The sequence below is a fragment of the Streptomyces sp. NPDC048389 genome (assembly GCF_040706335.1).
Taxonomy (GTDB): Bacteria; Actinomycetota; Actinomycetes; order Streptomycetales; family Streptomycetaceae; genus Streptomyces.
The window spans coordinates 37798-58913 of the sequence record NZ_JBEZKP010000019.1; the positions used below are offsets into that span (position 1 = coordinate 37798).

The 21116-nt window shown below is 69.8% G+C and carries 20 protein-coding genes and 1 tRNA gene; 6 read left to right on the plus strand and 15 right to left on the minus strand.

Annotated elements, in window-relative coordinates; all coding sequences use genetic code 11:
- Positions 1 to 131: 131 nt before the first annotated feature.
- Positions 132 to 205 (minus strand) — tRNA-Met (locus AB0903_RS15995).
- 42 nt (positions 206 to 247) lie between these two features.
- A complete protein-coding gene (locus AB0903_RS16000) occupies positions 248 to 3217 on the minus strand; it encodes a UPF0182 family protein (protein ID WP_366703209.1) in 2970 nt (989 codons plus the stop codon).
- Between the two features lie 136 nt (positions 3218 to 3353).
- Here AB0903_RS16000 and AB0903_RS16005 point away from each other — a divergent pair, with 136 nt between their 5' ends.
- Entirely contained in the window at positions 3354 to 3911 is a 558-nt protein-coding gene (locus tag AB0903_RS16005) for a PPA1309 family protein (protein WP_366703100.1), read from the plus strand.
- Between the two features lie 275 nt (positions 3912 to 4186).
- Here AB0903_RS16005 and AB0903_RS16010 read toward each other — a convergent pair whose 3' ends face one another.
- The 4 genes from AB0903_RS16010 to AB0903_RS16025 form a co-directional block, all read right to left on the minus strand.
- The gene (locus AB0903_RS16010; protein WP_366703102.1) at positions 4187 to 5275 is read right to left on the minus strand and encodes a PDZ domain-containing protein; all 1089 of its coding nucleotides are present in this window, start codon (positions 5273 to 5275) and stop codon (positions 4187 to 4189) included.
- 98 nt (positions 5276 to 5373) lie between these two features.
- Positions 5374 to 5556, minus strand: a complete 183-nt coding sequence (locus AB0903_RS16015; RefSeq protein ID WP_366703104.1) for a hypothetical protein — start codon at positions 5554 to 5556, stop codon at positions 5374 to 5376.
- 219 nt (positions 5557 to 5775) lie between these two features.
- Positions 5776 to 6234 (minus strand): molybdenum cofactor biosynthesis protein MoaE, encoded by a 459-nt coding sequence (locus tag AB0903_RS16020; RefSeq protein WP_366703106.1) that lies wholly within the window; start codon positions 6232 to 6234, stop codon positions 5776 to 5778.
- A gap of 122 nt (positions 6235 to 6356) precedes the next feature.
- Positions 6357 to 7484 (minus strand): SDR family oxidoreductase, encoded by a 1128-nt coding sequence (locus tag AB0903_RS16025; protein ID WP_366703108.1) that lies wholly within the window; start codon positions 7482 to 7484, stop codon positions 6357 to 6359.
- Positions 7485 to 7675: 191 nt separating this feature from the next.
- On the opposite strand from AB0903_RS16025, the gene AB0903_RS16030 reads away from it, so the two are divergent.
- Together AB0903_RS16030 and AB0903_RS16035 are read left to right on the plus strand one after the other, a co-directional pair.
- A complete protein-coding gene (locus AB0903_RS16030) occupies positions 7676 to 9202 on the plus strand; it encodes a zinc-dependent metalloprotease (protein ID WP_366703110.1) in 1527 nt (508 codons plus the stop codon).
- Entirely contained in the window at positions 9199 to 9771 is a 573-nt protein-coding gene (locus AB0903_RS16035) for an NUDIX hydrolase (RefSeq protein ID WP_366703112.1), read from the plus strand. Before AB0903_RS16030 ends, AB0903_RS16035 begins: the two co-directional genes overlap by 4 nt.
- A 56-nt stretch (positions 9772 to 9827) precedes the next feature.
- Here the strand turns inward: AB0903_RS16035 and AB0903_RS16040 are convergent, their stop codons facing one another.
- From AB0903_RS16040 to AB0903_RS16055, 4 genes are all read right to left on the minus strand, one after another.
- Complete coding sequence (locus AB0903_RS16040) at positions 9828 to 10583, minus strand: AIM24 family protein (RefSeq protein ID WP_366703114.1); 756 nt, start codon at positions 10581 to 10583, stop codon at positions 9828 to 9830.
- A 19-nt stretch (positions 10584 to 10602) separates the two neighbouring features.
- Positions 10603 to 11283 (minus strand): AIM24 family protein, encoded by a 681-nt coding sequence (locus AB0903_RS16045; RefSeq protein WP_366703116.1) that lies wholly within the window; start codon positions 11281 to 11283, stop codon positions 10603 to 10605.
- 14 nt (positions 11284 to 11297) lie between these two features.
- Positions 11298 to 12947: a TerD family protein gene (locus AB0903_RS16050; RefSeq protein ID WP_366703118.1), complete on the minus strand. Its 1650-nt coding sequence runs from the start codon at positions 12945 to 12947 to the stop codon at positions 11298 to 11300.
- A 107-nt stretch (positions 12948 to 13054) separates the two neighbouring features.
- Entirely contained in the window at positions 13055 to 13678 is a 624-nt protein-coding gene (locus AB0903_RS16055; protein ID WP_366703120.1) for a M48 family metallopeptidase, read from the minus strand.
- 223 nt (positions 13679 to 13901) lie between these two features.
- Here AB0903_RS16055 and AB0903_RS16060 point away from each other — a divergent pair, with 223 nt between their 5' ends.
- Positions 13902 to 15044 carry a ThiF family adenylyltransferase gene (locus AB0903_RS16060; RefSeq protein ID WP_366703122.1) on the plus strand — a complete coding sequence of 381 codons (1143 nt, stop codon included), beginning with the start codon at positions 13902 to 13904 and terminating at the stop codon, positions 15042 to 15044.
- Between the two features lie 65 nt (positions 15045 to 15109).
- Complete coding sequence (locus tag AB0903_RS16065) at positions 15110 to 16465, plus strand: AarF/UbiB family protein (RefSeq protein ID WP_366703124.1); 1356 nt, start codon at positions 15110 to 15112, stop codon at positions 16463 to 16465.
- A 7-nt stretch (positions 16466 to 16472) separates the two neighbouring features.
- Here the strand turns inward: AB0903_RS16065 and AB0903_RS16070 are convergent, their stop codons facing one another.
- The 5 genes from AB0903_RS16070 to AB0903_RS16090 form a co-directional block, all read right to left on the minus strand.
- Entirely contained in the window at positions 16473 to 16673 is a 201-nt protein-coding gene (locus tag AB0903_RS16070) for a hypothetical protein (RefSeq protein ID WP_366703126.1), read from the minus strand.
- 299 nt (positions 16674 to 16972) lie between these two features.
- The gene (locus tag AB0903_RS16075; RefSeq protein ID WP_366703128.1) at positions 16973 to 17296 is read right to left on the minus strand and encodes a hypothetical protein; all 324 of its coding nucleotides are present in this window, start codon (positions 17294 to 17296) and stop codon (positions 16973 to 16975) included.
- Positions 17293 to 17661, minus strand: coding sequence for a WhiB family transcriptional regulator (locus AB0903_RS16080; protein ID WP_366703129.1), 369 nt, complete (start codon positions 17659 to 17661; stop codon positions 17293 to 17295). Before AB0903_RS16080 ends, AB0903_RS16075 begins: the two co-directional genes overlap by 4 nt.
- A gap of 170 nt (positions 17662 to 17831) precedes the next feature.
- Complete coding sequence (locus AB0903_RS16085; RefSeq protein ID WP_366703131.1) at positions 17832 to 18155, minus strand: hypothetical protein; 324 nt, start codon at positions 18153 to 18155, stop codon at positions 17832 to 17834.
- Between the two features lie 163 nt (positions 18156 to 18318).
- Complete coding sequence (locus tag AB0903_RS16090; protein WP_366703133.1) at positions 18319 to 20550, minus strand: ATP-dependent DNA helicase UvrD2; 2232 nt, start codon at positions 20548 to 20550, stop codon at positions 18319 to 18321.
- A 182-nt stretch (positions 20551 to 20732) separates the two neighbouring features.
- On the opposite strand from AB0903_RS16090, the gene AB0903_RS16095 reads away from it, so the two are divergent.
- On the plus strand, positions 20733 to 20990 hold the full coding sequence (locus tag AB0903_RS16095; RefSeq protein WP_366703135.1) for a mycoredoxin: 258 nt from the start codon (positions 20733 to 20735) through the stop codon (positions 20988 to 20990).
- The last annotated feature ends 126 nt before the right edge of the window (positions 20991 to 21116 follow it).

Consider the following 21116-nt stretch of genomic DNA (forward strand, 5'->3'; position numbering starts at 1 on the left):
GCCCACAGGGAGACAAGTCAAACACGAACGGCCCCAACTCGCCTTCCGCGGCACGCACTTCGGAGCCGGAAAGAAAGAAGGCAACATGAAGAGGGCCCGGATCCTGGAAGGATCCGGGCCCTCTTCTTCAGTAGCGGGGACAGGATTTGAACCTGCGACCTCTGGGTTATGAGCCCAGCGAGCTACCGAGCTGCTCCACCCCGCGTCGTTGTGCTGCAACCGTACCACGACGCGGGATGGTGCCTGCTCACTCCCCTGGCGGCGCTCCTCCGTCCGGCTTCGCGTCCGGCTCGGCATCCTTTTCCGCGTCCGGCTTCGCGTCGGACGCGGCACCGGGCGCGGAGTCCGGCTGTGCCTTCTGTGCGTCGGCAGCGCGCTTCAGCGCCGCCTCCAGGTCGGCCTGCGCCTTGCCGTAGGCGGCCCAGTCCGTCGGCTCCTTCTCGAGGGCCGCCCTGGCGTCGTCGTACGCCTTCTGGGCGTCCGCGATGGCCTTCTGAAGGGCAGCCTCCCCGGTGGCCGGGGGCTCGGTCGGTTCGCCCGGCGGCTCGGCCGGGTCGGTCGGCGGTGTCTCCTCGTCCGGAGCGCCCTCCACCCCGAAGACCTGGCTGAGGGCGCCGGCGAGGTCGTCGGCGAAGCCGATCTTCTGCCCGTAGACGACAGCCACCTTGCTCAGCAGCGGGAACTCCGAGCCGCGGCCCTGTGCGTAGATGGGCTCGACGTACAGGAAACCGCTGTCGAGAGGAACGGTCAGCAGATTGCCGTACTTGATCGTCGAGTCCGCGCCCTTGAGGTCACGGACATAAGTGGCGATCGGACCATGGCGGTTGAGCCGGCTCTGCACCTGTTCGGGGCCGTCGACATTGTCGTCGGTCACTCTCAGCAGTTCGATCTTGCCGTAGTCGGCGCTCGTGGCGTCCGCGTCGACCGCCATGAAGGCCCGGAGGTTGGGCCGCCCGCTCGGCGTGAACGTCGTCGTCAGCGAGAACTGCTGCGCCTCGTCACCCGGCAGCTTCATCGACAGGTAGTACGGCGGAACCGCGTTGCTGTCCGACTTCGTCGGGTCGTTGGGGACCTGCCAGGCGTCACTCGCGTTGTAGAACTGGTCCGCGTCCGTGACGTGGTACAGGGCGAGCAGCTCGCGCTGGACCTTGAACATGTCCTGCGGGTACCGCATGTGCTCCTGAAGCTCGTCCGGGATGTCGGCCTTGTCCTTCACCGTGCCCGGGAACGCCTTCTTCCAGGTCTTCAGGACCGGGTCGTTCTCGTCCCACTCGTACAGCGTGACCGTGCCGTCGTAGGCGTCGACGGTGGCCTTCACCGAGTTGCGGATGTAGTTGACCTGGTTCTGCTGCGCGACCACCGCGCGCTGCCGGTCGGTCAGCGAGTCGGCCGTGGTGTCGCCCAGCGTCGTCCGCGAGGCGTACGGGTAGCCGTTGGTGGTGGTGTAGGCGTCGATGACCCACTGGATCCGCTTGCCGATCACGGCCGGGTAGGCATCGCCGTCGATGGTCAGCCACGGAGCGACCGCCTCGACGCGCTGCTTGGGCGTGCGGTTGTAGAGGATCTTGGAACCGTCGCCGATGGCTCCCGAGTACAGGATCTGCGGCTCACTGAAGGCGACGGCGTACGCGGCGCGGTTGAGCGGGCCGGAGACGTCGATGCCGCCCTTGCCCTGGTAGCTCGTGGTGGCCTGGCCACCGCCGTCCTGCTCGTAGTCCAGCTCCTTCTGGGGGCCGCCCACGATCGAGTACTGCGTGGTCTTCTCGCCGTAGTAGATCCGCTGTTCGTAGTCGCCGAGCATGCCCTTGGTCGGCAGGCCGGACTCGGTGAAGGCCGGCGAGCCGCTGGTGCCCTCGGCGGTCGCGGTGCCCTTGGCGGTGACGGCACCGAAACCGTGGGTGTAGGTGAAGTGGTCGTTGATCCAGTTCCGCTTGTCGACTCCGGCGAGGTTCAACTCGCGCAGACCGATGATCGTGTCCTGACCGTTGTACCGGTCGACGTCCAGTGTGGACGGGAACTGGTAGTACTTCCGCTCCTGCTCCAGCTGCTGGAACGTCGGCGAGACGATGTTCGGGTCGTTGATCCGGTAGCTGGCGGCGGCGTCGGCGTTCTTCCGCTGCTGCTCCGGGTTCTTGACCTCGCCCCGGCCCGTGTAGTCCCCGGCCTTCACCCCGTCGATGCCGTACGCCTTGCGCGTCGCCTCGATGTTCTTCTCGATGTACGGCGCTTCCTTGGCCTGCTCGTTCGGCTGGACCTGGAACTTCTGCACGATCGCCGGGTACAGGCCGCCGATCAGGATCGCGGACAGCACCATCAGGCCGAAGCCGATCACCGGCAGCTGCCAGGTGCGGCGCCACAGCGTCGCGAAGAACAGCAACGCGCAGATGACGGCGATGCAGAACAGGATCGTCTTCGCCGGCAGATACGCGTTGGCGTCGACGTAGCGCAGGCCCGTCCAGTTGTCGGTCGCCTTGAAGTCGCTGGACTTCACCGCGAGGCCGTACCGGTCCAGCCAGTACGCCACGGCCTTCAGGGCGACGAACAGGCCGAGCAGCACCGACAGGTGGCCGGTGGCCGCGGCGGTCGCGCGGGCGCCCGGGCTGGTGATGCGCAGCCCGCCGTACAGGTAGTGGGTCAGCGCGGCTGCGATCAGCGACAGCACGACGGCCGCGAAGCCGAAGCCGAGCATGAACCGGTACCACGGCAGGTCGAACGCGAAGAACGACACGTCCATGCTGAACTGCGGGTCCTTCTCGCCGAAGGAGACCCCGTTCATCCACATGAGCCAGGTCCGCCACTGGCCCGTGGCGGACGCTCCGGCGATCAGTCCGACGAGTGCGGTGGTCGCGAGGAGCACCCACTTCTTGTAAGGGGCGATGCTCATCCGGTAACGGTCAAGGCTCTGTTGCTCGAGCGACATCGCGCTGAGCGGCGGCCGCAGCCGGTGCGCCAGCCAGATGTTCAGGCCGACGGCCGTCGCCATCAGCAGACCGAAGACGGCGAACAGGCCGATCTTGGTCCACAGGGTGGTGGTGAAAACGGACGAGTAATCGACCGAGCGGTACCAGAGCCAGTCGGTCCAGAACCCGGAGAACATGACGAACACCATGGCCAGGACGGCCAATACGCCCAGCGTCATGAGCAGGGTGCGGACACGCCGGGACGGCCGACCCACTCTCATCCGTGGCCCTGTCGGGCCTCCGCCGCGGTCCGGCATCTGGAAAGCCAACGTGTGCCCCTCGAAGTTCGCGGTTGTGTGAATCGGGCCCCGCGATCGTAGAGCCCACTCATGCAACTTACTAAGGCTTTACCTAGTTCCCGTCGCGGGGCATGAAGGAGGCAGGATATTGGGCATGCCCAACGTTTCCTCTTCCGGCCCCCCGATGGCCGCGACCCCACTCACCCGCGCCGTGCTCGAGATCGACGAGTACGCGGCCGGTCTCGGCTGGGATCAGCCGGCCCGGCTCTTCGCTCTCGTCGACACCGCTCAGCTGCGATCCCAGGAGCCGGGGCTGGCCTCACAGCTCGGTCTCGACGCCGCCGAGCAGGCCGCGCCCCTCACCCCCGTCGAGCAGGACGAGATCCCGGCCGGCACCCCGCTGGACGAATTCCTCGGCACCATCGCGTGGCCCGACGCGGTCGCCGGCTGCGCCCTGACCGTGGAACGGCTGATGCTGCCGCCCTCGGCGGAGTCGGACGTACCGGTCGGTCTCGACGACACGGCCCTCACCAAGTGGGTGGCCGAACACCCGGACCGGCAGGAGGTCCGGATGACGGTGGCCGTCCTGCGCGACGGCAGCAGGGAGTCCGCGCTGCGGCTGCGCGCCAAGGACTCCCCGAACGAGGTGCTCACCGGAGCGGGCCTTGTTCCGGGACTGGCCGAGGCCCTGCACGCGACCTTCGAGACATAGACCCGTGAGGCGACGCCGGGCCCCGACGGTCGGGGGCGGCGTCGCCTACGGTGAGCACGTGCGCGGCGTCGTGGTGCGCGGCTGCCGCCTCGCGGAGCTTCGACCGCGGAGCTTCGACCGCGGCTCGTCGCCTTGGGTAGGAGGTCGGGCCTTCGGCAGCGAGATCGTGGCCTTGGGCCGACGCCTCGTGGCCTTGGGCCGACGCCTCGGGGCCTTGGGCCGACGCCTCGGGGCCTTCGGCAGCGAGATCGGGGCCTTCGACACGGGCCCGGCGGTCAGCCCGCCGAGCAACTCGGCAGTGCGGCGGTGTCACCCGTATCGATCTTCGCCAGGGAGGCCCGTGCGTCCTTGATGGTGTCCACCTTCACCAGCGTCAGCCCGTCGGGGGTGTCGGAGGCCGCGGCGGCACAGTTGGCGCTCGGTGTGAGGAAGTACTCCGCACCCGCCTTGCGCGCGCCGACCAGCTTCATCTCGATACCGCCGATCGGTCCGACCTTGCCGGCATCGTCGATGGTGCCGGTACCGGCGACGAAGTTGCCGCCGGTCAGTTCCCCGGACGTGAGCTTGTCGACGATGCCGAGAGCGAACATCAGACCGGCGCTGGGGCCTCCGACGTCCGCCAGATTGATGTCGACCTCGAACGGGAAGGTGTGGTCGGTCCCGGCCTGGATCCCGACGATCGCCCGGCCGTCGTCCTCGGCCTTCACCGTCTCGACCGTGATCTTCTCGGTGTTCTCAGGATCCTTGCCCGCCTTCTCCGCGGCGGCGGCCTCGTCGGCGGGCACGACGGTGAAGACGACCTTCTCACCGGGCTCGTGCTTCACGACGAGCTTCGCCACGTCCTCCGGCTGCTTGACGGGCGTACCGTCGACGGCTCGGATCACATCACCGGCGTGCAGCCTGTTCTGCGACGGCGAACCCTTGACGACGGAGGAGACGACGACGCGCGCCTTCACGGGGATCTGCAGCTCACGCAGGGCGGCGACCTTGGCACTCTCCTGCGACTGGCTGAACTCCTCGGCGTTCTCCTGGGTCGACTCCTCCTCGGTCTTCCCGTTCGGATAGAGGGTGTCGTGCGGCACGACGACGTAGTCGTGTGCCACCCAGCCGTAGACGGCCTCGAGGAGGTTCATCCGGTATTCGGCGCCGGTGACCCGGACCGTCGTCATGTTGAGATGACCGGCCGTGGGGTAAGTCTTGCGGCCGGAGATGTCGAGCACCGGCTCGCCCTCCACAGTCCCGAGAGTGTTCACCGTCGGACCGGGGGACATCTTCGCGTACGGCACTGTGAGGAACACGCCCGCGCAGAGCAGCGCAATGAAGATGAGCGTGGAGGCGAGCATCGTCGCGGTGCGGCGTGGCATGGAACGACAGTACGGGACATGCCTGTGTACGCACCGTCGGGGCCGGTCCGTCCGGGACCCTCGGAGGCGCGGGACGGTCGGTCGGTTCGATCAAAGGGTCAGGGGCGGACGGCGTCGGTGTCGGAGGGGGAGGCGGCCCGCTCCATCGCGTCACGGAAGCGGGCATACCCTGCGAGCTCCGCGATATCACCGCTCGTACGGTTTCTGGACGCCCAGCCCGCCCATATCGCAGCACCGACAACAGCGAACAGCGGAATCAGCAACCAGGCCAGAACTGCCATCGCGACCTCCCTACCCCATGCGCCAAAGCACCGACTGATCAGCAGATTAGTCATCCGCCGCTTCAACGCTCACGGCAGGGGTGCGGTTACGCAAATCGGGCGGATGAGAACCGACCGGGTTTCAGGGCCGCTCATCGGCGCGGACTCGCCGACACGGAGCGGATCGCCACGCGCCGACCCGCCCACCCGTCGCCCGACCACCACCCCCCGACGACGGCGCTACGCGCCGACCCACTCCTCTGCGCCGTCCGAGAAGCGCTGGTGCTTCCAGATCGGCACTTCGTGCTTGAGGTCGTCGATCAGCTTCCGGCATGCCTCGAACGCCTCGCCCCGGTGCGGGCACGACACGGCGACGACCACGGCCAGGTCACCGACCGCCAGGTCACCCACACGGTGCACGGCGGCCAGCGCCCGAACCGGGTACTCCGCGGCGACCTTCTCGGCGATGCGGCGCATCTCCGCCTCCGCCGTGGGGTGGCAGGAGTAACCGAGGGAGTCGACGTCGGCGCCACCGTCGTGGTTGCGCACGGTGCCGACGAACAGCGCCGTGCCGCCCGCGGCGTCGTCGCCGACCGCCGTGAAGACCTCGTCGAGGGACAGCGGCGTGTCCCGGACCGCCAGCAGACGGATCGGGTCCGTCGCCGCCTGCTCACCTGGATGGTCGTGCGTGCGTGCCATGGCGTCCATCGTGCCGTACCGCACCGACAACGCGGAATAGCCCATTCAACCGTTCGGGGTCGGTCCTCCTTGGAGCCTCGCACAATTCCCGCACCCGCACCGGCGGCCCGGCACCCTGCTCCTCAGAACCTCCGGCGTGCCTTGCGCGCCCGGCGGACCAGGGCGGCCGTGCCCAGCAGCGCTACGGTCGCACCTGCGGCGCCCGCGGCCGTGGCGTCCTTGCGGCCGAGACGACGGCCGGCCACCGTGTGGCGGCCCTCCACCTCCTCCAGGAGCGCGGCCAGCACCTCCTCGTTCGTCCACTGAGGACGCCAGCCCGCGTCGTGCAGGCCGCTGACGCTCACCACCCAGGGGTGCATCGTGTAAGCGAGATCCCCGGCCGGTGAGGGTGTGAGCCCGATCCGGTGCAGGCGGGCCGCGGCGCCCAGGGCCACCGCCGACGGCAGCTCCATCCGCCGGATGCCGCTGAGCTCCTCGACCTCCTCCTGCTCCAGCCATCCGTCGCAGCCCACGGCCAGCTCGCCCTCGACCTTCTCGAGAGCGGCGTACTCCAGGGCGCTCACCAGGTCCTCGACATGGCAGAACTGCCAGGTCGGACGCGACCCGGCGACCACGAGCAGCCGGGGCGACTCGAAGTAGCGGGTGAGCGCGGTGTCGGTGCCGCCCACCAGGACGGCCGGCCTGAGCACCGTCACGTTGAGGCCGGGGTGCGCACGGGGCGCGCGGCGGGCCAGTCTCTCGATCTCGAGAAGGTCGCCGACGCCGGTCGCCTCCGCCGTCGCGCGCAGCTCGGCGTCCTCGGAAAGCGGGATGTCGTTCTCGGGCAGCGCCCCGTAGACCATGGCCGAGGTGCACAGGACGACCCGGTGGACCCCGGCGGCGGCGGCCGCGGTCAGCACGGTCTGGGTGCCCCGGACGTTGTAGGCGGTGCGCGCGGCGGGATCGGACTCGAGGCCGAGGTCGAGCGCCAGATGCACGACGACGTCGACGCCGCGGAGCTTCTCCGCGATGGCCGGGTCCCGCACGTCGAGGATGTGCCACTGCGCCTCGGTCACCTCGCCACGGCGCTCGTCCAGGGCAACGACCTGCTTGACCTCGTCGGACTCGGCGAGGCGCCGGGTCAGCAGGTCACCGACGCCGGTGGCGGCACCGGTGACCGCGACGACGGGGCCACGGCCGGACGGCCCGCGGCCCGTGGCCGGGGTTGAGTGGTTTCGCGCTGCGCGAACCTGCGGATCTGGGGAACTCACCAGGCGTCTCCAGCGGTTGTCTTCAGTACGTAAGCGCATCACGCATACGCACCAGGTGGCGTCCATCCTGCCGCAGGCCACGCGTCGGCGGAGCACCGAGCCCGTAAGCGGTTCGGATGTCTACGCTGGGTGGTGATGTCGGGCAGCCGCCGCCGGCAGCAAGCCGGCGGCCCTACGAGCCGAGGAAACCCGTGAGTGACACCCCATTCGGATTCGGCCTTCCGCCGGAGGAGCCGGAGAACGGCGACGAGGGCAAGAAGAAGAATCCCGGCGAAGGTGGCCAGGGCTCCGGAGGGTCCCCGGCCGACCCGTTCGGATTCGGTTTCGGGAGCGGCGGGGACAACCCGTTCGCGGCCATGTTCGGCTCCCTGAACCCGAACGACCTGGGCGCGGCCTTCCAGCAGCTCGGCCAGATGCTGAGCTACGAGGGCGGCCCCGTCAACTGGGACATGGCGAAGCAGATCGCCCGCCAGACCGTCTCCCAGGGCACCCCGGACGGCACCAAGGACGCCAGCGTCGGGCCGGTCGAGCGGACCGCGGTCGAGGAGGCGGTGCGCCTGGCCGACCTGTGGCTGGACGGCGCCACGTCGCTGCCTTCGGGCGCGAGCACCGCCGTGGCCTGGAGCCGGGCGGAGTGGGTCGAGGCGGCTCTCCCGGCCTGGCAGCAGCTCGTCGACCCGGTCGCGGAGCGCGTCGGCCTCGCCATGGGCGATGTGCTGCCCGAGGAGATGCAGGCCATGGCAGGCCCGCTGATCGGCATGATGCGGTCGATGGGCGGTGCGATGTTCGGTCAGCAGATCGGACAGGCCGTCGGCGTGCTGGCAGGTGAGGTAGTCGGTTCGACCGACATCGGGCTGCCGCTCGGTCCCGCCGGCAAGGCCGCACTCCTCCCGCTCAACATCGACGCGCTCGGCAAGGACCTCGGGGTTCCCAGGGAGGAGGTCCGGCTCTATCTGGCCCTGCGGGAGGCTGCCCACCAGCGGCTGTTCGCCCATGTGCCGTGGCTGCGCTCGCATCTGTTCGGTGCGGTCGAGGGGTACGCCCGCGGGATCAAGGTCGACACGACCAAGCTCGAGGACGTCGTGGGCCAGTTCGACCCGACGCACCCGGAGCAGTTGCAGGAAGCGCTCCAGCAGGGCATGTTCCAGCCGGAGGACACCCCGGAACAGAAGGCGGCGCTGGCCCGCCTGGAGACCGCTCTCGCGCTGGTCGAGGGCTGGGTGGACGCGGTGGTGCACGAGGCGGCCTCGTCCCGGCTGACGTCGGCGAGCGCCCTGCGCGAGACACTGCGCAGGCGCCGTGCCTCCGGTGGCCCCGCCGAGCAGACGTTCGCCACCCTGATCGGCCTCCAGCTGCGTCCGCGCAGGCTGCGGGACGCCGCACGGCTGTGGGCGTCGCTCACGGACGCACGCGGTATGGACGGGCGGGACGCCCTGTGGGAGCACCCGGACATGCTGCCGACGGCCACCGACCTGGACGACCCGGACGGCTTCGTCCACCGCGAGCAGCTGGACTTCTCCGAGCTGGACAAGATGCTCGGCGAGGCGGCCGGCGGCAAGGGCAAGGGACCGAAGCTCGACAAGGACGGGCCCGGCGACGTTGGAGGCACCGGTTCCGTGGGCGACTCCGGCCCCGCGGGAGCCTCCGGTACGGACGGAGCGCCCGGGACGGACGAGGACAACGGCGAGGACAAGGGCGAGGGCGACACCGGCAAGTGAGCCTTCATGACGACGCCGTCCTCGTGCTCAAGGGCTACGACGCCCGAGGTGATCAGGCAGAGCTGCGGCAGACCTATCTGAACCATCTGGCGCAGCACCCGGACGGGACGTGGAAGTCCTGCCGCGCCGGGCATCTGACGGCCAGCGCCCTGGTGATCGATCCGGAGCGCGGACGGGTGCTGCTGACGCTGCACAAGAAGCTCGGCATGTGGCTTCAGATGGGCGGCCACTGCGAGCCGGACGACGCGACACTCGCCGGCGCGGCACTGCGCGAGGCGACGGAGGAGTCCGGGATGGCGGGGCTCTCCCTGCTGCCCGGCGGGCCGGTCGTGCTCGACCGCCATCCGATCCCGGCGCCGTGCCACTGGCACCTGGACGTGCAGTACGCGGCACTCGCCCCGGCGGGCGCGGCCCCGGCGATCAGCGACGAATCACTGGACCTGCGCTGGTTCCGGTACGGCGAGGTCGCAGGCGTCGCCGACGCCTCCGTCGTACGGCTCGTGGAGCGTACACGGGCGCTTCTTCAGCGCGTCCCGGGCACACAGGCGCGGGCGGGCACGGACGGCTGACACAGGTAAGGGGCGATCGCTCGGCGAGCGCCCCTTACCTGTGCCCGTCGCGCCGACTAGTTCCAGGCGTTGTTCTGGTTCTGGGCGCGGGAGCCGTGCTGGCCGGTTCCGAACTGCGCGCGCACCCCCTGGCCGATGTCCGCGTTCTGCGGGGGCATGACCTCACTGGGCTGAACCAGGGCGAAGCCCTGGCCGAGGAAGCTGAGCTCCCAGCCCTCTCCGGTGCTGCCTCGGCGACGGCGCACGCCGGAGGAGTGCGTCTGCGCCTGCATCTGCACTCGCAGGCCCGTGGACCAGGCGACGATGGCGTCGGCGTCGGCGTTGACGTACTTGTCCGGAGTGACCTGCATCATCAGCGGCTGGCCTGAGGTCATCAGGGCGACCTTGCCCCGGCCCGAGATGTTGAGCTGGTACTTGCCGGACCCGGAGATGCCGTACTGGCTGTCCACCGCGATCACTTCGGTGTGCAGCGTGGAGTCGAGCGCCAGGACGTAGGCGCTGTCGACGGTCATGCCCTCCTGGTCGATGTCGACCACGTGGATGTACTGCGCGAGGTTGGCGAAGTAGACCGTGCCCTGACCCGAGCAGCGCATCAGGTCGAGGCCCTCACCGGTGTTGGCGCGGGCCCGGCGCTGGCTGCTCGACTGGTACTCCCCGTCGAAGTCGACCAGTCCCTGGTACGCCACCATGGCGCCCTTGCGGGCGAGGACGTCGTCGTGGCCGGTCAGCGAGACCCGCAGCAGCTGCGGGTTCTGCACGACGTACCGGTCCTGGCTCTGCTGTTCTGCGTAGCTGAAAAGTGGGCTCTGCATGATGTGTTCTCGCTCCCCCTCAGTGCCGGATCCGCAGGCGGTCGGTACTGTCCTCGCTCGGCTGTACGACGACGATGCCCTCGCCGGAGAAGGCCATCTGGTACGCCTCGCCGCTTCCCCGCCCGATCAGCGAGGACGCCTTGAAGCTGCGCTTGCCCTTCACCTTCAGGTTCGGGGACCAGGCGACGAGCGCGTCGGGGTCGACATACGTCTCGTCCTCGCCGCGGCCGCAGTCGACCACGATCGGGGTGCCGCGCGAGGTCAGGGCGACCCAGCCCGTCCCCGCGATCTCCACGTTCCACAGGCCCTGCCCGGCGAACTTGGCCAGGCCCTTGACCTTGTCGACGCCCCACTGGAGGTGTGCGTCGAAGGCCAGCAGGTTGCTGCCGTTGACCGAGAGCGAGTCGTTGTTGAGGTTGATGACGACGACGTCCGCACCGTAGTCGGCGAGGTAGAGCAGTCCGTCACCGGAGCACTTCATGATGGGCGCGCCCTCGCCGGTCACCCACTGGGCGGCGATCTGGCGCGCGGCGGGCGGGTTGGGCTCGTACTGGACGAATCCCTCGTAGGCGACCATCGACCCGGTACGCGCGTACAGGTCCTGGCCGGTGGCCATGGCGACCTTCAGCATGGCGCGGCCGTGGTTCTCCATCCGGGCCGCGACGGGGGTCGGGGCGAAGCCCGCAAGTTGCTGGTTCATATCTTCGGGCTCCCTCAGACCTCGTACGGCTGGACGACGATGAAGTTCCCGGAGGCTCCCCGGAACTGGAGGTTCACGGTCTCACCGCTGTGTCCCGGGTACGCGTTGCGGCGCAGCCGGACCTGGCTGGAGAGGATGACCTGAGAGGCCGCCGACCAGGCGACGACCGCGTTGCAGTCGGCGAACGTGGTGGGCGTGACCGGCAGGACGACGGGGATGCCGTGCGTCTTGACGACGACGGTGCCCGTGCCCTGGAACATCATCGTGAACAGCGCACCGCCGGGGATGCCGTGGCCCTCGATGCGGCGGACCTCGTGCTGCAGGGATTCGTCGAAGGCGAGGACGTGCTCCGCGGAGACGCAGATCCCGTCACCCTGCAGCTCGATGGAGTGCAGATGGGCTCCGTCCTCGGCGAGGAAGACCTGCCCGCGTCCGCTGCAACGCATCAACTGCATTTCCTGGCCGGTCGCATTGCCGACGACGCGGCCCGCGAAACCGGCGCCCTTGTAACCGAAGTCGACCTTGCCCTGGTACATGACCATGCTGCCCTGGCGGGCCAGCACGGGCGTGCCGCCCATGGTCAGGTCCACGCGCATGAGCTGCTGGTTCTGCGGGGTCCACCGCTGACCCGTGGCGGTCTCGCGGTACGGCTGCAGGGCCGCCTGCAGACCGCCGCCGCCCTGCGGGGCGCCCTGGGGAACACCGCCCTGGGGCATGCCGGGGGGCTGCTGACCGTACGGGGCGGGGGGCTGCTGACCGTACGGGGCGGGGGGCTGCTGACCGTACGGCGACGGCATGGCGGGCTGCGGCGGCGGCCCCGGGACCTGACCGGGCAGCTGTCCGGGGACCTGTCCGAACTGTGGCTGCTGCGGCGGCTGTCCATAAGGGGACGGGGCCGGCGGCGCCAAGGGGGCGGCCATGGTCGGCGCGGTGTGCGTCTGCGGATTCTGCTGGGCGGAGAGAGCCTGAGGGGCCGGCGCGCCGAAGGAGGGTGCGGGCTGCGGCGCCTGAGGCGCCGAGGCCGCGACGGGGGCCGCCGGAGCTCCGAACGCCGGTACCGGTGCGGACGCCTGCGCAGGCGGCGCGAACGACGGAGCCGCGCCTTGCGGCTGCTGCGCCGCCGGCTGCTGCTCCTCCTCGGCCACCTCACCGCCGAAGTTCTTCAGCAGGGCCTCGAGACCGCCGTCGAATCCCTGACCGACGGCAGCGAAACGCCATACGTCCTTGAGGTAGAAGTCCCCCAGCATCACGGCGCGCTCGGTCGTGAACTCGGAGCCGGTGAAGGCGTACCGCACGACCTCCTCGCCACCGGCGACGATGCGGATGTATCCAGGGCCTACCTGCGACATCTGGCCGGCACCGTCGATCGTGGCGGTGAAGGAGAGACGATGGATGTTCGCCGGGATGCGGTCGAGCGTGACGCGGAACGACTCGGTGTCGCCGGACTGCGCACCGAGCAGCTGAATGGACTCCTCGGGCGACTTCGGCTGGTTGAAGAAGATGAAGTACCGGTCGTCGGACAGCTGCTCGTTGACATCGAGTCCGAAGCAACTGATGTCGAAGGTCAGACCAGGAGCGGCGATCTGCACACCTACGTACAGATCCGTTCCCGGAGTAAGATCACTGATCTTGGCCTTGTGGCCGCGTTGGAATTCCCTGGCCATACGTTACGACCGTCCCCCATCCCGAATTGAATGCGTCGCGCCAGGCTAACCGCTGGGGGCGACATTGAGCCAAGCCGGTACACATTCGGTACAGGACCGTCGACTCGTCACTCTTCGCGAGCGGTCGGCAGATGAGGCAGCCGGTCGGCGGAGACGACGCCTTCCAGATAACCGCGGGCGCGCTCGGTGCGCGGGTATGCCTCCATCAGCCGCCAGAACCGGGGGCCGTGGCCGGGAACGAGCAGATGGGCCAGCTCGTGGACGAGCACGTAGTCCACCACGTACTCCGGCATGCCCTGCAGCCGGTGGGACAGCCGAATGCTGCCCTCCGCCGGAGTGCAGGAACCCCAGCGGGTGTTCTGGTTCGTCACCCAGCGTACGGATGTCGGCCTGGCGCGCCCGTCGAGATACTGGGTGGACAAACGCTGCGCACGCTCCGTGAGTTGGGCGTCACCGATAACACGCTTGCTTTCCTGGGCGGCGAGTTTGTCCAGCATGACGCCGACCCAGCGCTGTTCCTCCGCCTCCGACATCCTGGCCGGGATCAATACGATGGTGCGGTTGCCCTCCCGGTACGCGGAGACCGTCCTGCTGCGCCGGGCGCTGCGGCGGACCTCGACCGCGCTCGTCCCCGATCCACGGGGCGGGTGGCGTGGCGCGCTGCGCTGCTGACCTCCCGCGCTGCGCGACGAGGTCTCCCCAGCGAGGCGAGGGGGAGGGTTGACGGACACGCTCCGACGTTACCCGCTGTCCGTGGGAGAAGTCCCGTCCCTGGGACGCCTGCCACTTGATCCACCCCATCACTGCACCATTTGAACGACTAATACCCCCTGCCTGTGGACAACTTTTCACACGCCTCGCCACGGCCCTGCATTCTGGCAACGGTTCGAACGCGGCTCGCAGACCGCCGTGCCAAAGGATGGACCAAGCCGAAGATCGACGGGGGATACGGAAATGCATCCGATGATGAAGCCCGTTTTGCGGCGGGCGTGGCGCGACCGCCAGTCCGTGCAGTTCGGAGTCACGCCCGCGCATGCCGTGACTCTGGGACCGGTGGACACGGCGACCGGTGCCCTGATGGAGTTGCTGGACGGGACACGCGGCCTCCCGCTCCTGTGCGAGGAGGCGCGGGCCATGGGCCTGCCGGACGGCAGAGCGGAAGCTCTCGTGAGCCGCCTGACGGCGGCGGGCCTGCTCGACGACCCGACGGCCGGAGGCCCGGCGGCCGCCGCCCTGCGCAGACGGGCCGCGGCCCACGACCGGTTGCGGCCGGACATCGCCTCGCTGTCCGTGGTCCATCCCGAACCGGGCGGCGCGGCAGGCATCATGGCAGCCCGGCGGGCCATACGGGTCCAGGTGCGCGGAGCCGGCAGGGTGGGCGCGTCGATCGCCGCGACGCTCTCGGCCGCCGGCGTGGGGCGGGTCGAAGTGCTGGACGGCGGATACACGGAGTCAGCCGATGTGGCGCCCGGTGGCCTGCCCGCCGAGGCGGTCGGGGACCGCAGGGACACGGCAGCCCGGCGGCTGGTGCGGCGCGCCGCACCAGCCGGCCCACCGCGTGCCGGCGAGACCCGGGACCCGGCGGGTGCGGAGCCGGGGCTCAGCCTGGTCGTCCTCGCCCCGCGTGACGGGCTGACCGCGTACGCGCCAACGGTCCAGGAGGCCGAGGACCGGACCGTGAGCGGCATTCCCCACCTTTACACGGGTGTTGTGGAAGCCACCGGGGTGGTCGGCCCCCTGGTGCTGCCCGGCTGTACGGCATGCGGGGGTTGCATGGAGCGGGGGCGGGCGGATCTCGATCCTGGCAGGCCGCGGCTACTCGCTCAGTGGCGCTCCGGCCGGCGCAGGACCGTGACGGCCTGCGATGTCGCGCTGGCCACGGCGGTGTCGGGCCTGGCCGCCTGCCACGCACTATCGTTCCTCGACGGCGGAGCACCCGCGAGCGCGGGATCCAGATGGGAGCTTTCGCTGCCGCAGTTGTCCTGGCGGGCCGAGCGGGTCCACCCCCATCCCGACTGCGCCTGTGGTGCGGCGGGAAAAACTGAGAGGGGGAACACCTCGGCGGTCGCAGCGACGCACGCGACAATGAACCGGTAGCCACGGTCGGCGGCGGACTTCGCCGCCGGAAGCCGCGGCAGGCTGTCTGGGAACTGGAGGGGCGCATGTCTGATCTTCCCCGGAAGGCGGTCACCCGGACCGCCAAGCTGGCAGCCCTGCCGCTGGGCCTCGCCGGCCGGGCCACATGGGGGCTGGGGAAACGGATCGGCGGCAAGTCGGCCGAGATCGTGGCCCGCGAGCTGCAACAGCGCACGGCAGAGCAGTTGTTCCGCGTTCTGGGAGAACTGAAAGGCGGTGCGATGAAGTTCGGGCAGGCGTTGTCCGTCTTCGAATCGGCGCTGCCCGAGGAGATCGCCGGCCCCTATCGTGCCGCTCTGACCAAGCTGCAGGAAGCGGCGCCTCCGATGCCGACGCGCACGGTCCACGCGGCGCTGGAAGAACGCCTGGGCGAGGACTGGCGTGATCTCTTCCTGAGCTTCGAGGACAAGCCGGCGGCCGCCGCGTCGATCGGTCAGGTGCACCGGGCGGTGTGGCACGACGGACGTGACGTCGCCGTCAAGGTGCAGTACCCGGGAGCGGGGGAGGCTTTGCTCTCCGACCTGTCCCAACTGAGCAGGTTCGCGAAGCTGTTGGGGCCACTCATCCCGGGCATGGACATCAAGCCGCTGATCTCGGAGCTGCGCGACCGCGTATCCGAAGAGCTGGACTACGGACTGGAGGCGCAGGCTCAGCGGGAACACGCCGCGGAATTCGCGGACGACCCGGCCGTGCTCGTCCCCGACGTGGTGCACCAGGGCGACCAGGTCCTGGTCACGGAGTGGATCGACGGCGTACCACTGGCCGACGTCATCTCCGGCGGCACAGCCGAAGAACGAAACCGCGCGGGCCAGCTCCTGGCCCACTTCCTCTTTTCCGGCCCCGCGCGCACGGGGCTGCTCCACGCCGACCCGCACCCCGGCAACTTCCGGCTGCTGCCCGACGGCCGAGGGGACGGCTGGCGGCTGGGGGTGATGGACTTCGGGACCGTGGACCGGCTGCCGGGCGGGTTGCCAGACACCATCGGCGAATGTCTGCGGATGACCCTCGAAGGCGACGCGGAAGCGGTCTACAAACTGCTGTGCGAGGAGGGCTTCGTCAAGGAGTCCATCGACCTCGACCCGGACGCGGTGCTGGAGTATCTGGTGCCCATCATCGAACCGGCCGAGGTGGAGGAGTTCACGTTCACCCGCGGCTGGATCCGCGCCCAGGCCGCCCGGATCGCCGATGTGCGCTCCCCCGCCCATCAGCTGGGCAAGCAGCTCAATCTTCCGCCGTCGTATTTGCTCATACACCGTGTGACGCTGAGCACCATCGGGGTGCTCTGCCAGCTGAACGCGACGGTGCGGCTCCGGGCCGAACTCGAGGAGTGGCTTCCCGGGTTCCTGGTGGAAGAGGAGGTCGCCGAGGCGGAGGGCGCCTGAGGCCCGCTCACCACCACGACGAGTCGAGCCTGCCCTCGATCGCTCTGAGGTTGGCGCGGGCGCAGTCGTCGCAGAAGTAGCGCCGGGCACCGTCCTCCACGGAACAGGTCCAGGTCACCGGCGTCTCCTGGGCGACCGTTCCGCAGCCGGCACACACAATGCCATCGCCACCCGGCTGCTCGGGCTGAGGGTCCCTGTCCTGTTCCACCTGGCGACGATACCGCCGCCGGCTCGCCGCCCCGGGAAGAACGCACCGCAGCACCGGCGGAAACACCGGTGGCCAAGGCAGACCGCACCGCCGCCCCGCCCGGCGGGAACATCTATGGCCCGGGCCCGAACGCCACGGACGCCGGGCAGGGGCGCCGATGGCCCGAGGGCGAACACGTCGCGGCGCCTGCCCGCCCACGGCGCAGACGCCGGACAGAACGCGGCGCCTGCCCGCCCACGCCGGAACGCGGCGCGGGGGCCGATCCGAACGGATCGGCCCCCGCGGGGACTGCGTCGCCGTCAGTGCATGACGGCCATGGCCAGGGCGCGACGGGCGCGCAGTGACGCGCGCTCGGCGCGGCGCTGCATGCGTCGGGCGGCAACCAGGCGCACGGCCTGGCGTTCCGCGTCGACTTCACGCAGGCGCTCGTGCATATGCGCACGAGCCAGGGCTTCTGGGATGAGTTGCATTTCACGTGTCCTGTTCTGCCGCGAGGCGTTCTCGCGAATGGTGGTGACAGCTCGGGTCGCGGAGCCCTGCGGCTCGCTCGGGGAAGAGGTCATCGGGGCCTGCTTCTTGGGGTCGTGCGTGACGGGTCGATCGATGGTTCCAAGGGCGTTCATGCTGTGACCGGGTTCTTGCGCGGGCGACCACGCGGCCGCTTGCGGGCGACGATCACACCCTGGACGAAGAGCTCTCCGCCCCAGACGCCCCACGGCTCACGCCGCTCCTTGGCGCCCTCGAGGCATGCCTCCATCAGAGGGCAGGTGCGGCAGAGGGACTTGGCGTACTCGACGTCGGCCGGCGACTCGGCGAAGAAGACCTCCGGGTCGTAGGAGCGGCACGGGACGGGTACACCCAGCTTCTCGATGGCGTCGTCGAGCGCGGTGAGCGCGGTGAGGGGAGTCAAGTTCGAGTCCTCAGTAGGAGCGGGCGGGGAGATGGCCTCGGAAGGCGGTACGGACGGGGCGTGCGCTTCGAGTTGCACGGTGTGTTCTTCCTCGTCTGGTCGTTCCGGCCGGTGGGCCGGGTGGCAGTTGGTACCGGATGCTGCTGGTCCCGAGGCCCCTTCGCGCTGTCCTCCCGCTGGGGAAAACAGAAGGGCCGCGGATCCCGGGTGGGGTTCCGCGGCCCTGAAGGCGCCGGCCTGATGCCGTATCAGGCTGGATCACTCCAGGGTTCGAGCCCGCGGAAGGCCCACTTCGTGTGGTGCTGCGTCGTCTGCTCGGTGTCGGCACTGGCCGCCGCAAAGGCGTAGGTCTGAGCCTCTGCCGCTGCTACTCCTGCTTCCAGTGCCTTGGTCGGTCGCTCATTGCGCTCCCGGACGGGCATGCCGCCCAGACCGGACACGGGCAGCGCGGCGGGAATGCCGGACATACCGGTGCCGTGGAACGCGGACGAGAAGCCGAGCGAACAGGCGGAGACGACCGAGTGATCGGTCACTTTGGCGGTGCTGACGAAGCTGCTGTTGATGTTGATCACTGGAATCGCCTCCTCTCGGCGTCTCGGGAACCGGACGAACCGGTCACGCTATTCGGGTAAGTACAGCACGAAGACAGGGCTTCAGAGAAGCCGCTGTTTCCGTGGTTAAGAACCTATGGGGCTGGCCGGGGCCCGCGCAAACTATTTTCTCGACGAGTTTGTATCAGTCGTCGTCGTCACCCCCGCCAGGCTCTTCACCTGCGCAGATGGTCAGGACGTCATCCCCGAAGCGTTCCAGCTTGCGCCCTCCCACACCGGAGATCCCGGCCAGCTCGCTCTCGTCGCCGGGCACGGCCTCCGCGATCGCCATCAGCGTCTTGTCGGTGAAGACGCAGTACGCGGGCTGGCCCAGTTCCTTCGCCTGGACGGCCCGCCACTCGCGCAGCCGCTCGTACAGCGCCTCGTCCATGTCCGAGGGGCAGTCCTCGCAGCGCATCAGCTTCATCTCGCCGGCGTCCGTGAGTGTCTTGCCACAGACCCGGCAGAGAACCGGACCACGGCGCTTGCGGCGCCCGCCGCCGCGCTCGACACCGCCGGCGCCGCCCGCCGCTCGGGGCCCGGCAGCGGCGGAGCCGGGACGAAGCCCGTTCAGGAAGCGGGTCGGGCGGCGCGAGGCCCGGCCGCCGGGGGCGCGCGAGAGAGCCCAGGAGAGGGAGAGATGCAGCCGCGCACGGGTGACTCCCACGTAAAGGAGCCGGCGCTCCTCCTCCACCTGCTCGTCCGTCTTGGCGTAGGTGATCGGCATCATGCCCTCGGTGAGTCCGACGAGGAACACGGCGTCCCACTCGAGGCCCTTCGCCGAGTGCAGGGAGGCGAGGGTGACGCCCTGGACGGTCGGCGCGTGCTGGGCGGCGGCGCGCTCGTCCAGTTCGCTCACCAGATCGGCAAGGGTGGCCTGCGGCCTGGCGCGTACGAAGTCCTCTGCGAGGCGGACCAGCGCGGCCAGCGACTCCCAGCGGTCGCGCACCGCGCCGGAGCCGGCGGGCGGCTCGGTGGTCCACCCCTTGGTGGACAACACGGCCCGCACCTGGGCGGGCAGATCCTCCACGTCGTCGAGCAGCGCGTCGTTGCCCCCGGCACGGGCGGCGCCCCGCAGCGCGATCCCCGCCTCGCGCACCTCCTGGCGCTCGAAGAACCGCTCGGCGCCCCGCAGCTGGTACGGGACGCCCGCGTCGGCGAGTGCCTGTTCGTAGACCTCGGACTGGGCGTTGATCCGGTACAGCACGGCGATCTCGCCGGCCGGGACACCGGCGGCGATCAGATCGCGGATCCGGCGTGCGGTGCCCTCGGCCTCCGCCGGCTCGTCCGGGTACTCCACATACGCGGGCTCGGGGCCCGGCTCGCGCTGGGAGACCAGCTCCAGGCGGTGCTCCGCCGCCCGGCCCCGGGCCTGGCCGAGCAGGCCGTTGGCCAGGTGGACGACCTGAGGGGTGGAGCGGTAGTCACGGACCAACTTGACCACGGTCGCGCTCGGGTGGCGGGTGCGGAAGTTCAGCAGGTGGTCCGGGGTGGCGCCGGTGAAGGAGTAGATGGTCTGGCTGGCGTCCCCGACGACGCACAGACTGTCCCGGTCCCCCAGCCACAGATCCAGCAGGCGCTGCTGGAGCGGGCTGACGTCCTGGTACTCGTCGACGACGAAGTGCTGGTACTGGCGACGGACGTGGTCGGCGATGTCGTGCCGGTCCTGGAGGATGCCGACGGTGAGCAGCAGCACGTCCTCGAAGTCGATCACCGAGCGGTCACGCTTCAGCTGCTCGTACATCGCGTAGACCTGGCTGATCTCGGCCGGGTCCCGGGGGGCCTCGCGCAGCGACTTGGCAACCACCGCCGGGTAGTCACCCGGCACGGTCTGAGTGACCTTGGCCCACTCGATCTCGCCCGTGACGTCCCGCAGCTCGTTGCGGTCGAGGCGGATGCGGCAGCGCGCCGCGGCCTCGGCGACCAGCTGGATCTTGCGCTCGAGCAGCCGGGGCAGCTCCCCGCCTACCGCCTTGGGCCAGAAGTACTGCAGCTGACGCAGCGCGGCGGAGTGGAACGTACGCGCCTGGACGCCGCCCGCGCCGAGCTGGCGCAGCCGGCCCCTCATCTCACCGGCGGCACGGTTGGTGAAGGTGACGGCCAGCACGCTGGCGGGCTGGAGTATCCCCGCACGCACCCCGTACGCGATGCGGTGGGTGATCGCGCGAGTCTTGCCCGTGCCGGCCCCTGCCAGCACGCACACCGGTCCTTGCAGGGCGGTCGCCACTTCGCGCTGCTCGGGGTCGAGCCCGTCGAGCACGGCGTCCGCCGAATCGGGGACCTGCGGGAAAGGGGAGGAGTGCGTTGCTGCTGTCACCCCGCCATGCTGCCAGGTCGCCCGGGGCGGATGCGGCGGTTGTCCACAGGGGTGCGTCATTCGTCGTACCGATCCGGTCCGATCCCGACCGGACGGGGCCGGACCTCACCCGACCGCACCCGACCGCACCCGACCGATGGTCACAGTGGGATCACGACAGGACCGGGAATCGTCACCGGGTCACGTACGTTCTAGCCGGAGGTGATGACTCACCCCCGCCCCGACCCGAGGAGCAGAAGACGATGCAGGGCACTGTGACGATGTACAGCACTACCTGGTGCGGATACTGCCGTCGGCTGAAGAGCCAGATGGACCGCGAGGGAATCGCGTACACCGAGGTCAACATCGAGCAGGACCCTGATTCGGCCGCGTTCGTCGAGAAGGCCAACGGGGGCAACCAGACGGTGCCGACGGTTCTGGTGGTTCCCCCCAGTGGTGGCGAGAACGTCGTCATGACGAACCCGAGCCTCGCCCAGGTGAAGCAGGCTCTCGCGGTCTGACGCCCCAGGGCGCTGCGCCGCCCCCTCTGGTCGAGGTCACCGGAGGGGTCGACGCTGCCCGACCCGTCGCCCGCCCAGGTCAAGCAGAAGGCCGGCGTCCAGGCAGAGGGTCGCGTGGGTCGCGTC